General features: G+C 68.7%; 14 protein-coding genes. 11 read left to right on the forward strand and 3 right to left on the reverse strand.

The features are described from left to right. Positions 1–23: 23 nt before the first annotated feature. The 5 genes from ACWDNU_RS02030 to ACWDNU_RS02050 all read left to right on the forward strand — a co-directional run bounded on the left by ACWDNU_RS02030 (position 24) and on the right by ACWDNU_RS02050 (position 4,135). Entirely contained in the window at positions 24–767 is a 744-nt protein-coding gene (locus ACWDNU_RS02030; RefSeq protein ID WP_449667351.1) for an enoyl-CoA hydratase/isomerase family protein, read from the forward strand. Next, positions 764–2,299, forward strand: a complete 1,536-nt coding sequence (locus ACWDNU_RS02035) for an ATP-dependent acyl-CoA ligase (protein ID WP_449667352.1) — start codon at positions 764–766, stop codon at positions 2,297–2,299. Before ACWDNU_RS02030 ends, ACWDNU_RS02035 begins: the two co-directional genes overlap by 4 nt. Next, positions 2,296–2,943, forward strand: a complete 648-nt coding sequence (locus ACWDNU_RS02040) for a TetR/AcrR family transcriptional regulator (protein WP_370933875.1) — start codon at positions 2,296–2,298, stop codon at positions 2,941–2,943. Before ACWDNU_RS02035 ends, ACWDNU_RS02040 begins: the two co-directional genes overlap by 4 nt. Before the next feature lie 46 nt (positions 2,944–2,989). Next, entirely contained in the window at positions 2,990–3,316 is a 327-nt protein-coding gene (locus ACWDNU_RS02045; RefSeq protein ID WP_370933874.1) for a hypothetical protein, read from the forward strand. Positions 3,317–3,445: 129 nt separating this feature from the next. Further along, positions 3,446–4,135, forward strand: a complete 690-nt coding sequence (locus ACWDNU_RS02050) for a 4'-phosphopantetheinyl transferase family protein (RefSeq protein WP_449667353.1) — start codon at positions 3,446–3,448, stop codon at positions 4,133–4,135. 40 nt (positions 4,136–4,175) lie between these two features. On the opposite strand, the gene ACWDNU_RS02055 is transcribed toward ACWDNU_RS02050, so the two are convergent. Then, positions 4,176–5,342: an isochorismate synthase gene (locus ACWDNU_RS02055; protein ID WP_449667354.1), complete on the reverse strand. Its 1,167-nt coding sequence runs from the start codon at positions 5,340–5,342 to the stop codon at positions 4,176–4,178. Positions 5,343–5,436: 94 nt separating this feature from the next. Continuing rightward, on the reverse strand, positions 5,437–5,748 hold the full coding sequence (gene mihF, locus ACWDNU_RS02060; protein WP_020664542.1) for an integration host factor, actinobacterial type: 312 nt from the start codon (positions 5,746–5,748) through the stop codon (positions 5,437–5,439). A 462-nt stretch (positions 5,749–6,210) separates the two neighbouring features. Between mihF and ACWDNU_RS02065 the strand changes: the two genes are divergently transcribed. The 5 genes from ACWDNU_RS02065 (at position 6,211) to ACWDNU_RS02085 (ending at position 11,528) form a co-directional block, all read left to right on the forward strand. Beyond that, positions 6,211–7,839 carry a long-chain fatty acid--CoA ligase gene (locus ACWDNU_RS02065; protein ID WP_370933871.1) on the forward strand — a complete coding sequence of 543 codons (1,629 nt, stop codon included), beginning with the start codon at positions 6,211–6,213 and terminating at the stop codon, positions 7,837–7,839. A 99-nt stretch (positions 7,840–7,938) separates the two neighbouring features. Then, the gene (locus ACWDNU_RS02070) at positions 7,939–9,243 is read left to right on the forward strand and encodes an ABC transporter substrate-binding protein (protein ID WP_449667355.1); all 1,305 of its coding nucleotides are present in this window, start codon (positions 7,939–7,941) and stop codon (positions 9,241–9,243) included. Continuing rightward, complete coding sequence (locus ACWDNU_RS02075) at positions 9,240–10,151, forward strand: carbohydrate ABC transporter permease (RefSeq protein ID WP_370933869.1); 912 nt, start codon at positions 9,240–9,242, stop codon at positions 10,149–10,151. Before ACWDNU_RS02070 ends, ACWDNU_RS02075 begins: the two co-directional genes overlap by 4 nt. Continuing rightward, positions 10,148–10,966, forward strand: coding sequence for a carbohydrate ABC transporter permease (locus ACWDNU_RS02080; protein ID WP_370933868.1), 819 nt, complete (start codon positions 10,148–10,150; stop codon positions 10,964–10,966). Before ACWDNU_RS02075 ends, ACWDNU_RS02080 begins: the two co-directional genes overlap by 4 nt. A gap of 91 nt (positions 10,967–11,057) precedes the next feature. Further along, positions 11,058–11,528 (forward strand): DUF4190 domain-containing protein, encoded by a 471-nt coding sequence (locus ACWDNU_RS02085; protein ID WP_370933867.1) that lies wholly within the window; start codon positions 11,058–11,060, stop codon positions 11,526–11,528. On the opposite strand, the gene ACWDNU_RS02090 is transcribed toward ACWDNU_RS02085, so the two are convergent. Next, positions 11,519–11,980, reverse strand: coding sequence for a MarR family winged helix-turn-helix transcriptional regulator (locus tag ACWDNU_RS02090; RefSeq protein ID WP_449667356.1), 462 nt, complete (start codon positions 11,978–11,980; stop codon positions 11,519–11,521). The two genes, ACWDNU_RS02085 and ACWDNU_RS02090, sit on opposite strands and share 10 nt — an antisense overlap. Positions 11,981–12,031: 51 nt before the next feature. Between ACWDNU_RS02090 and ACWDNU_RS02095 the strand changes: the two genes are divergently transcribed. Further along, positions 12,032–12,325, forward strand: a complete 294-nt coding sequence (locus ACWDNU_RS02095; RefSeq protein WP_449667388.1) for a DUF1330 domain-containing protein — start codon at positions 12,032–12,034, stop codon at positions 12,323–12,325. Positions 12,326–12,467 lie beyond the last annotated feature (142 nt).

Raw genomic sequence — 12,467 nt, forward strand, 5'->3', positions numbered from 1 at the left:
ATCGAACGTCTAGGCTCCCTCCCATGAGCACCGTTGACCTGGCCGTCGAGGGCGGCATCGCGCAGATCCGGCTGAACCGGCCCGAGCGGCTCAACGCCGTCGCGCCCGTGCTGGTGGACGACTTCCTGACCGCGCTGGAGGAAGTCGCGCACAGTGACGCCCGCGTCGTCCTGCTCTCCGGCAACGGCCGCGCCTTCTGCGCCGGGCACGACCTGAAGGAACCCACCCCGGAGGGTGACTCCCGGACGAGACTGGAGCGACTCCAAGACGTCACGCGACGACTGCGCGCGCTGCGTCAGCCGGTGATCGCCGCCGTGCACGGGTACGCGATCGGCGCGGGCGCGGAGTTCGCGCTGGGTTGCGACTTGATCCTGGCCGCCGAGGACGCCGTGTTCGCGTTCCCCGAGGTGTCGCTGGGCCTGAGCGTCACCGGTGCCGCGTCGAGGCTGCTCCCGCTGCTGGTCGGACCGGTCAAGGCCAAGGAACTGCTGCTGCTCGGCGACCGGTTCGACGGCCGTCGCGCGCACGACCTCGGCCTTGTCAACGCCGCCGTACCGGCGGACGAGCTGATGCCGCTGGCGCTCGGCTGGGCGGAGAAGATCGCGCATCACCCGCCGGAGGCCGCCACGATGGCGAAGCGGGCGCTGGACGCCGGGATCGACCACGCCTTCGACTCCGCGCTGGAGCTCGAGGTCACCCACGCCCTGATCACCGAGCACTCGGCCGCCGTCCGCGAGTCGACCGAAGCGTTCCGGAGCCGGGTGTGACGCCGCTGCAGAACGTCGACACCCTGGTCGCGCTGGTCACGCGCGCCGCGCAGCTCTGGCCGGAGCGCACCGCGTGGATCTTCGACAGCACCGATACCCGGTTCACCTTCGCCGAGGTCGACGACCGCAGCGGACGCCTCGCGAAAGCACTCCAAGACCACGGCATCAAGGCAGGCGATCGCGTCGCGGTGATGCTCCGCAATGAGCCGGAATTCCCGCTCATGTGGCTCGCGCTCGCCAAACTCGGCGCCGTTCTGGTCCCGGTGAACATCAACTACCGCGAATTCGACGGCGCGCACGTCCTGCGCCACTCCGGCGCGCGGCTCGCGGTAGCCGCCGAAGAGTTCGTGGAACTGCTGGAGAAAATCGCGCCGGAAACGGCCGTGGAACGCGTCCTCACCCCGGACGCGCTCCAGTCGGAAACGCGTTATGAACCCGAATCGGTGGTCGCCGAACAGCCGGTGAACATCCAGTACACGTCCGGCACCACCGGCGCGCCGAAGGGCTGCGTGCTGCCGCACCGGTACTGGACCACACTCGCGATCGGCCTCGCCACCGGCTTCCCCGCCGTCAGCGAAGACGACGTTCTGCTTACCGCGCAACCGTTCCACTACATTGATCCACAGTGGAACGTCGCACTCGCGCTGGCCGCCGGAGCGACGCTCGTCGTGCTGGACCGCTTCCACCCCTCCACGTTCTGGGCGAAGGTCCGCGAGCACGAGGTCACCTGGTTCTACTGCCTCGGCCTGATGCCGACGCTGCTGCTGCGCCAGCCGCCGCATCCGGACGACCGGAACCACCGCGTCCGCGCGATCAGCGCGTCGGCGATCCCGCCCGACCTGCACGCGCAGCTGGAGCAGCGCTGGGGCGTGCCGTGGTACGAGGCGTTCGGAATGACCGAGACCGGCGGCGACATCCGGGTCTCCGAGGCCGATCACGACGCCGCGGTCGGCACCGGCTGCATCGGGCGGCCGACCCGCGACCGCGAGGCGATGATCGCCGACGAGAACGGGAAACCGTTGCCGCGCGGGGAAACCGGCGAGCTGCTGATCCGCGGCATCGGGCTGATGCACGGCTACCACGAGGATCCCGAAGCGACCGCGCGCGCCTTCGCCGGCGGCTGGTTCCACACCGGCGACCTCGCGCGGATGGACGCCGAGGGCCGCGTCTACTACCTCGGCCGCACCAAGGACATGATCCGCCGCAGCGGCGAGAACATCTCCGCCGACGAGGTCGAGCGCGCGCTGCTGCAACATCCGAAAGTGCAGCTCGCGGCCGTGCTCGCGGTGCCGGACGAGCTGCGCGGGGAGGAAGTGAAGGCGTACGTCGTGTGCGGCGAGGATCGTCCGTCGCCCGAGGAGCTGTCGGAGTTCTGCGCGCAGCAACTGGCGTACTTCAAGGTGCCGAGGTTCTGGACGTTCGCGGACGACCTGCCGCGCACGCCGTCGGAACGCGTCGCGAAGGGCGAGCTGCGCAAGGTCGCCGACCTCCGCGCCGGATCCTGGGACCGCAGCACCGGGGAGTGGCAGTGAGCAGCGCCGAGCGAGTACGGGCAGCGGCCGTGAAACTGTTCGCCACCAAGGGTTTCCACGGCACAGGCATTCGGGATCTGGCCCAGGAAGCCGAACTTTCTTCGGCGACGCTCTATCACTACATGGGCACCAAGGAAGATCTTCTTGTCGAGATCATGACGACCTCGCTGCGCCGCCTGATCGACGCGGTCGCGAAGGCCACCGCGGGCAGTGACGATCCGGTGGTCCGGATGCGCACGCTGGTCGCACTGCACGTCCTCGCGCACGCCGCCCAGCCCGGCGAAACCCGGGTGGTGGACAACGAAGTCGACGCGCTGTCGGCTCCGGCGCGTGCCCGAGTCGTCGCGCTGCGGGACGAATACGAGCAGTACTGGGCGAACGCGATCGAAGACGGCACCGCGGCAAACGTGTTCCACACCGCACAACCGGCCGTGACCCGGCTCGCATTGCTGGAAATGTGCAGCGGAGTGGCCCGGTGGTATTCGCCGAAAGGCCCGCTGAAGCTCGAAGACCTGGCCACGCACTACGCGGAACTGGCATTGCGGGTGCTCGGGCATCCGGTCGCGGTGCGTGCCCGCGACCTCCGGCAATGCCTCGAAGTGGTCGCCCAGGTGTGGGACTTGCCTGTCCAAGAGGGCTTTTAGCGCCATACGCCTTGCTCAGACGGCGAACGTGGGGGACGCTCGAAGGGTGACTGAGCAAACGATCCAACTCGAACTGGACGACTCGGGTCTCTCGCCTGGCCTGCCCGCACCCGCAAACCCGCGCGATCAGGTCCAGGACGTCCCGTATCGGCCAGTCGAGTTTCGTGACGACGACCTGCCCAGCGCGCTCGAGCGCTGTGCAGTATGGCTGCGCCAAGCGCAGGAGTGGCTGGGAGAACCGCTCGACGTCCTCGCGATCCACCTAGACTACGACGAGCGACAGGGTTCGCCCTACTACGACGTGAAGCTGCTGTGCAACGAGGAGGACCTAGCCGGGGTCCCCATCGCGATGCGCAACAAAGAGAAGTCGTAGCACTCGATCATCCCGCCGCGAAGGCCCTCTCGGACTCCGAGGGGGCCTTCGCCGCGTTCGCCGGTAGGGGCATGACAAACCTCGGCGCATCCGGGCAAGATCGGAGGCGGACGAGGGAGGGTATTGCCGGTGACCGAAATCGTGGTGCGCTGGTCCGAACCGCTGCCCGCGGAGGACCGCTACCTGAAGCTGCTGGACGAACTGGAGCGCGGCCGCTACGACGCGTACCGGCTCGAAATCGACCAGCGCCGCTTCCTGACCGGCCGCGTGCTCGCGAAGACGCTCGTCGCGGAACGCCTCGGCGGCGCGGCGGAGTCCGTGCGCTTCGACGCGACCTGCGACGACTGCGGCAAACCGCACGGCCGTCCGCGTGTGCCGGGTTCGGATCTCGTGCTGTCGATCTCGCATTCGGGCAACCTGATCGGCCTCGCGGTCACTGACGGGGTGCCAGTCGGCCTCGACGTCGAAACCGCCAGCCGCAAGGCAGACGCCTCGCTCGTGGAGTACGCGCTGAGCCCGGCCGAGCGGGAAGCCGTCGCGGGCCTGTCGGACGAGGAGCGTTCGGCGGCGTTCTTCATCTACTGGACGCGCAAGGAAGCGGTGATGAAGGCCACCGGCAAGGGGCTGAAGATCCCGCTGCAGAGCATCACGTTCTCCCGCTACGACGCGCCCGCCGAACTGGTGGCCTCCGGCGACGACGCGCTCGACCCGGCGCGGACCCGGCTCGCCGACCTCAAGGCGGCCGACGGGCATCGGGCCGCGGTGGCGGCGTTGACCGCGGACAGCCTGAGCGTCACCGAGGAGCACTGGCTGCCGTGAGGTCGTGAGCGTTTATCCCGGTTAGAACCGTGACCGGCACTCACGACGCGCTGTCGTCCAGCCCCATCGCGCCGAGCAGCGTGCGGAACTTCGCGATCGTCTCCTGGTACTCGGTGTCCGGATCCGACGCGGGCACGATGCCGCCGCCCGCGTAGAGCCGCATCGACTTCTCGGCCACCTCAGCGCAGCGGATCGCGACAGCCCACTCGCCGTCGCCCGCCGCGTCGACCCAGCCGACCGCGCCCGCGTAGTACCCGCGGTCGAACGGCTCCAGCTCCTGCACCAGGTCGCGCGCGGCGACGGTCGGGGTGCCGCAGACGGCAGGCGTCGGGTGCATCGCGGCGGCGAGGTCGAGCGCGGTCACCGAGCGGTCCGCCAGCTCGCCGGTGATGGACGTCCGCAGGTGCCAGATCGCGGGCGTGGAGACCAGCTCAGGACCGGCGGGGACGTCGAGCTTCCGGCAGAACGGCCGCAGCGACTCGACGACGTAGTCGATCACCAGGTCGTGCTCTTCCCGGTCCTTCGCGGACGCGAGGAGGGCTTCGCCGTTGGCCCGGTCGGTCTCCGGGTCGGCCGAACGCGGCATCGACCCGGCGTGCGGGGTCGTGAACACGGAGTCGCCCGCCCGGGAAAGCAGCAGCTCAGGCGTGGCCCCGACGAGGGTGCGGCCGCCAGGCAGTTCGGCGGCGTAAGTGAAGTGACGCGGGTTGCCGCGCGCGAGGTTGCGCACGATCCCCTCGACCGGGATCGGGGCGTCGAATTCCAGCTCGAGCGCACGGGCGAGCACGGCTTTGCGCAGATCACGGTCGTGCAGGGCGGCGACGGCTGCCCGCACGTTCTCGCGGTGGCCGTCCGCGGACGGAAGCCGCCGGGTGGCCGCGGGAGCGGGCAGGTCGGCGGCGGGCGGAGCGGCCGGGGTCTCGGCCTCGGACTGGGCGCGGTGCACCGTCCGGGGCAGCACGAGGTGCCCCGGCGACGAAGCGCCGGGTCCGGTGTCGAACGGCAGCACCCCGACGGCGAGCGGCACGCCGGATCGCTCCAGCTCAGCGGCTGCCGAGCGGGCGAGGCGGCGAGGGTCGGCGTCGGTGACGGTGCCGAGCGCACCGCGGGCGAGCAGGGCTCGCCGGGCGGTCGCGAACAAGAAGTCGCCACGCTGGTAGCGGACGGTGGTCTGCGCCGGGGTCGCCGGCGCGGTACTGGTCGTCACTCCACCAGCGTCTCAGGATCCGGGAGCGCCGCGGGGAAAGTGTCGCCGGTGCAACACCTTCGCGCACACCTTCCCCGCGGCCGCCGGATCAGCGTTACTTGAGCGCGTCGATCAGCGCTTCGCGCTGCCGTTCGCCCAGGCCAGCGGCCCGGCGGTCGGGGTCGATCCCCGCCTGCTCGAGCAGCGCGGCGACCTTGACCGCGCCCAGGCCGGGCACCGCCTTGAGAAGCTGCGTGACCTTCGTCTTGCCGACGGTCTTGTTCTCCTTGGCCCGCTTGAGCACCGACTCGATGCTCTCCTTGCCGGACTTGATCGAAGCGAGCAGCTCCGAACGCGCCTTACGAGCCTCTGCCGCCTTGGCGAGGGCCTCGGCGCGCTGCTCCGGAGTCAACGTGGGCAGAGCCAACGTAATGTCCTTTCCTCTCAGGTCTCCGCTTTCGCGGCCGACGGTCTCAGCCGATGCTTGCAGCTGCAAGCGCTGGCCAGCCGTCACTTACCACGGCCCCAGTAAACGCCACGTGCCCGCAGTACGCGCAACCGACACGCACTTATCACCCGTCGACGGGCACGGCGGACCTGCGCGAGGGGACCCCTCGCGACCTGTGAAAACGGCCCCGAAGGGCTCATTTCCACCCCCATTACCTCACCCGAACGGGAGTGTATTTCAACGCAGTTAACACAACGCATTTTCTTGTCCCGCAACAGAAAGCGCGACAGAAGTGGATCATGAACGGCCGGGGCCGCCACCCGATGGCGGGAGAGGCCCGACAAGCCGTTACCGAACTTGTTCGTGCCTGATCCGGCGGATGCGCATTAGAGTCGGGCGCACCCCCAGTTCACCGGCGAACCAGCACCACGGGAGTCACCCATGTTGAGCACGATGCAGGACGGACAGCTGTCGCTCGCGAAGCTGCTGCGCCACGGCACGAAGGTGCACGCGAAGAGCGAAGTCGTCACCTGGACCGGTTCAGAAGCCCGCCGGGAGACGTACGCGGAGCTCGGCAAGCACGCCGCCCGGCTGGCGAACGCGCTGCGCGGTCTCGGCGTCACCGGCGACCAGCGGGTCGGCACGTTCATGTGGAACAACGCCGAGCACCTCGCCGCATACCTGGCAGTGCCCGCCATGGGCGCGGTGCTGCACACGCTGAACATCCGGCTGTTCCCCGAACAGCTGGTTTTCGTCGCGAACCACGCCGAGGATCACGTCGTCATCGTCGACGGCACGCTCGTCCCGCTGCTGGCGAGCAACCTGCCGGGAATGAAGACGGTCAAGCACGTCATCGTGGCCAACGGAGACGCGTCCGCGCTCACCGCGCCCGAGGGCGTCACCGTGCACTCCTACGACGAGCTGCTGGCCGGGCAGTCCGACGAGTTCGACTGGCCGGAGATCGACGAGCGGGCCGCGGCCGCGATGTGTTACACGTCCGGCACCACCGGCGACCCGAAGGGCGTCGTCTACTCGCACCGGTCGATCTGGCTGCACTCGATGCAGGTCTGCATGACCGACAGCATGCGGCTCGCCCAGGAAGACCTCGCGCTGGCGATCGTGCCGATGTTCCACGCGATGTCGTGGGGCCTGCCGTACGCGGCGATGATGGTCGGCGCCTCGCTGCTGATGCCGGACCGGTTCCTGCAGCCGGCCCCGATCGCGGCGCTGCTGGCCGCGGAGAAGCCCACCTTCGCCGCCGCGGTGCCGACGATCTGGCAGGGCCTGCTCGCGCACCTGGACGCGAACCCGCAGGACATCAGCCACGTGCGCGAGGTGGTCGTCGGCGGGTCGGCCGCGCCGCCGTCGCTGATGCACGCGTTCGAGGAGCGCTACGACGTGCCGATCCTGCACGCGTGGGGCATGACCGAGACGTCGCCGCTGGGCAGCGTCGCGCGTCCGCCCGCCAGCGCGACCGGCGAGGAGCGCTGGGCCTACCGCTACACCCAGGGCCGGTTCCCGGCGTCCGTAGCGGCCCGGCTGATCGGCGACGACGGCGAGGAACTGCCGTGGGACAACGAGGCGGTCGGCGAGCTGGAGGTCTCCGGTCCGTGGATCGCGGGCGCCTACCACGGCGGAAGCGACATCGATCCGGAGAAGTTCCACGACGGCTGGCTGCGCACCGGCGACGTCGGCAAGATCAGCCCGGACGGCTTCCTGACCCTGACCGACCGCGCGAAGGACGTGATCAAGTCCGGCGGCGAGTGGATCTCGTCGGTGGACCTGGAGAACGCGGTGATGGGCCATCCGGCGGTAGCCGAGGCGGCAGTCGTCGGCATCCCGGACGAGAAGTGGGACGAACGCCCGCTGGTCGCCGTCGTGGTGAAGGAAGGCCAGCAGGCCACCGCTGAAGAACTGCGCGAATACCTGTCGGACAAGGTCGCGAAGTGGCAGCTGCCGGAGAACTGGACCTTCGTGGAGGAGGTGCCCAAGACGAGCGTCGGCAAGTTCGACAAGAAGCGGCTGCGCGCGTCCTACTCCGAGGGAAAGCTCGACATCTCACACCTCTGAGCGGTAAATCTCCGGCGAGTTGTCGGCCTGGGAAGGACTTCGTGCGGGAATCTGTTGCACGCAAGGAGTCCTTCCCAGCACGTCGGAGGAGAACTGGGGATGCAGCAGCGAAGCAGGAGGGCGTTCCTGTCGTTGGCGGGAACGGCGGCGGTGGGAGCGGTCGCGGCGGCGTGCGGGTCGAATACCGGGCGGCCGGGGGATCCGCCGCCGTCCACGGCGATGTCGGCGGGTGCGCCGACCACGTCGCAGGCCCCGAAGGCCACGCTGCAGCAGTGGTACCACGCCTACGGAGAGGACGGCGTGCAGGAAGCCGTCAAGAACTACGCGGCCAGCTACCCGGGCGCGAAGGTCAACGTGGTGTGGAACCCGGGCGACTACGACTCGAAGATCGTCACCGCGCTGCAGAACAGCCCGGTGCCGGACGTCTTCGAGGCGCAGGTGAAGATCGACTGGGTCCGGCAGAACCAGGTGGTGTCGCTGGACGACATCATCGGGCCGGTCAAGAACGACTTCAGCCCCGCCGTGCTCGCCGCGCAGACTGTGGAGGGCAAGGTCTACGGCATTCCGCAGGCCACCGACACGCAGGTGCTGTTCTACCGCAAGAGCATGCTGCAGGCCGCCGGCGTGCAGCCGCCGCAGACTGTCGACGAGCTGATCGACGCCGCGAGCAAGCTGTCGAAGGACGGCGTGAAGGGCCTGTTCGCGGGCAATGACGGCGGTGTCGGCACGCTGACCGGGCCGCTGCTGTGGTCGGCCGGGCTCGACTACCTGAAGAACAACAACCGCGAGGTCGGCTTCGACGATCCGCGCTCGGCCGCCGCCTTCAGCAAGCTGCACACGCTGAACACCAACGGTTCCCTGCTGCTCGGCGCTCCCGCCGACTGGTCGGATCCGGGCGCGTTCGTCGACGGGCTCTGCGCGATGCAGTGGACCGGGCTGTGGAACATCCCGAAGGTCCGCGACGCGCTGAACGACGACTTCGGCGTCCTGCCGTTCCCGAAGCTGGACGACAGCGGCAAGCCGTCGGTCCCGGTCGGCGCGTACGGCGCGATGGTCAACGCGAAGAGCGCGCACGTCAACGAGGCCAAGGCGTTCGTGAAGTGGCTGTGGATCGACCAGACCGACAGCCAGCTCGAATTCGCCACCCGCTACGGCTTCCACGTGCCCGCCCGGCAGAGCCTGATCGACAAAGCGCAGACGCTGCAAACCGGTCCGGCCGCGGACGTGGTGAAGTTCGTCAAGGAGAACAGCCACCTCATCGGCGGTCCAGTGTGGACACAGACCTCGAACACCGCGCTGTCGGACGCGGTCGCGAAGATCGCCAAGGAGGGCGCGGACCCGGTGGCGCAGACGAAGGCCGCGGTCACCGTCGCGCAGTCCGAGCTGAAACGCCTTTTCGGATGAAGCTGTCCCGGAAAACCCGGGATACGCTGGCGTTCTGGGGGTTTGTCGGCCCGTTCCTGCTCGGACTGGCGATCTTCGCCTACGTGCCGATCGGGTGGAGCCTGTACCTGTCGTTCTTCGACGCGCGCAACACGGTCACCCCGAGCGTCTTCGTCGGCCTGGACAACTACGCGCACATGCTCTCCGACGGCCCGTTCGTCGCGAGCCTCGGCACGTTCAGCGTGTTCGCCGTGTTCATCGTGCCGCTGACGTTCGTGCTGTCGCTCGCGTTGGCGGTCGGCGTGAACCAGCTGCGGTTCGCGAAGGCGTTCTTCCGTTCGGTGTTCTTCCTGCCGTTCGCGTGTTCGTACGTGGTGGCGTCGCTGATCTGGAAGACGTCGCTGTTCTCCGGCGTCCGCTACGGCCTCGCGAACACCGTGCTCGGCGTCTTCGGCATCGACCCGGTGGCGTGGACCGGCACCGTGCACCCGCCGCTGTACTGGATCGTGCTGGTGACCGCCCGGCTGTGGCTGCAGCTCGGCTTCTACATGATCCTGTTCCTCGCTGCGCTGCAACGGATTCCGCAGCATCTGTACGAGGCGGCGTGGCTCGACGGCGCGAAACCAGGCTGGCAGGTGTTCCGGCACATCACGCTGCCGCAGCTGCGCGCGACGTCAGTGGCCGTCCTGCTGCTGAACCTGATCAACGCGTATCAGGCGTTCGACGAGTTCTACAACATCATGGGCGATTCCCGGGGTTATCCGCCGTTCGCGCGGCCACCGCTGGTGTACCTCTACTACACCTCCCTCGGCTCCGGCGGCCAGGATCTGGGCCGCGGCAGCGCGGGCGCGATCATCCTGGCGCTGCTGATCGCCGTGGTCACTCTGCTGCAGGGCAAGCTTTTCCGGTTCGATCGGAGCGCGTCATGATCCGCGCGGTGCTTCGCTGGACGGCGCTCGGCGTGTCCGCGATCCTGTTCCTGCTGCCGTTCTATCTGTTGCTGCGCAACGGTCTCGCCTCGCGCGCGGAGCTCACCGCGCCGGGCTGGACGCTGTGGCCGAAGCAGATCCACTGGGAGAATTTCACCAAGCTGTTCGACCAGCAGGACGTGCCGTTCGCGCGCAGCATTCTGAACTCGGTCGTCGTCGCGGTCCTGCAAACCGTCGGCCTGCTGGTGGTGTGCTCGCTCGCCGGCTACGGGCTGGCGCGGGTGCCGTACCGCTACTCGAAGCCGGTTTTCTACGCGGTGCTCGCGACGCTGATGATCCCGACGTCGGTGACGTTCGTGCCGAGTTTCGTGGTGGTGTCGACGCTCGGCTGGCTCTCGGATTTCCGCGGGCTGGTGATCCCGGGCCTGTTCAGCGCGTTCAGCGTTTTCCTGTTCCGGCAGTACTTCCTCGACTTCCCGAAGGAGCTGGAAGACGCAGGCCGCGTCGACGGCCTGTCCCGCTGGGGCGTCTTCCGCAAGATCGTGGTGCCCAACTCGCGCGGCTTCTTCGCCGCGATCGCGGTGATCACCGTGATCGGCAGCTGGAACGCGTTCCTGTGGCCGCTGATCATCGCGCAGTCGCCGGACTCGTGGACGGTGCAGGTCGCGCTCTCCGGGCTGCTCACCGCGCAGAACCCGCAGCTGAACCTGCTGTTCCTGGCCGCGGTGCTGTCCATCGTGCCGATCGTGCTGCTCTTCGCGTTTCTCCAGCGGTATCTGGTACGCGGGGTCACCGAATCCGGGTTGAAAGGCTGAAAACCGTCACATCGACCGGCGACCGCGCGTAACGTTTCGCCGTTAGCCGCCGACGACTCACCGTCGCCACAGTCGTAGCAGGAGTGCACCCATGACGGACCCTTATCAGCAGCAGCCCTACCCCGGCCAGGACCCGGCGCAGGGACATCCGTCCGGGCCCGTCCCGGCACCCGGGTATCCGTCCGGGCCCACGCCCGCGCCGGGTTACGGCCAGCCGCCGGTGCCTTACGGCGCGCCGATGTACGGGGCGCCGTATGGGGCTCCGTATCCGGGTGGCGTGCCGTTGAAGACCAGCGGGCTCGCGGTGGCCGGGATGGTCGTCGGGATCGTCGCGTTGATCTTCTTCTGGGTCCCGTTCTTCGACGTGGTCGCGGCGATTACCGCGATCGGCCTCTCCTGGGCGGGCATGGTGCAGGCGGGCAAGCCCGGGTGGACCGGGCAGGGCATGGGCATCGCCGGGCTGGTGTGCGGGATCCTGGCCGCGATCCCGGCGGTGATTTTCCTGATCTGGTTCTTCGTGTCGTTGTCCGCGGTGGGGGCTACCTGCGCGTTCTACTGCTGAGGCCCTTCGCGGTCCTGGCATTCGAGCTCCGCCAGGTGCGTCAACGCTGGAAGCGCCGCCACGAGAGCCCCGACCTCGTCGGCGGCGAGTTCGCCGATCAGCCGCGCGAACGCGTCGATGCCCGCCTGGTGCCGCTCCCGTACGTACGACGCGCCGGCTTCGGTCAGCCACACCAGTGTGACCCGCTTGTCGGCCGCGTCGCCCTTCCGCTCGACCAGACCGGATTCCTCCATCGACCGGACCAGAGCGGTCATCGCGGGCTGGGTGACGCCCTCGATCGCGGCCAGTTCGGTGATGCGTCGCGGGCCGCACCTGGCCAGAGTCGCCAGGGTGGCGGCGGAGGTCATGCTGATCCCGCGCGGAAGGCGTCTCGCCGCCCTGGTGGCCAGCCCGTAGAGGACCGACCCGATCGCCGCGGAAGCGCCCTGAGTGTCGTCGTCTTGACGGCTCATCCGTGAAGCATAGACTATTTATATAAATGATCTATGCATCTGGAGGCTTCCATGGCCAAGGGCTACTGGGCCAGCATCTACCGCGTCATTTCCGACCCCGAGAAGCTGGCCGCCTACAACGAGCTGGCCGGTCCGGCGGTCCGAGCCGGAGGCGGGCGGCTCCTGTCCCGTGACGGCCGGGTCGACGCTCGCGAATCCGGAATCACCGAGCGCGCCATCCTGATCGAGTTCGACAGCTTCGAAAAGGCCGTCGCCGCCTACGAGAGCGAGGCTTACCAGGAGGCGCTGGCGGCCCTCTCCGACGGCGTCGAGCGCGACTTCCGCATCGTCGAAGGCATCGACTGACCGGTTTTCGCGAGCCTGCAGCGGGCCAGCGTGCTCCGGCCCGGATCGCGCTGGCCCGCGAAGCCGCCCCCTCCGTTCGGCGGTAGCACCCCTCTCCCCCGTGTGACAAAGTCTCCCGCATTGTCACGGCAAATGTGAGAGA

It is taken from the genome of Amycolatopsis sp. NPDC003676 (genome assembly GCF_053587275.1).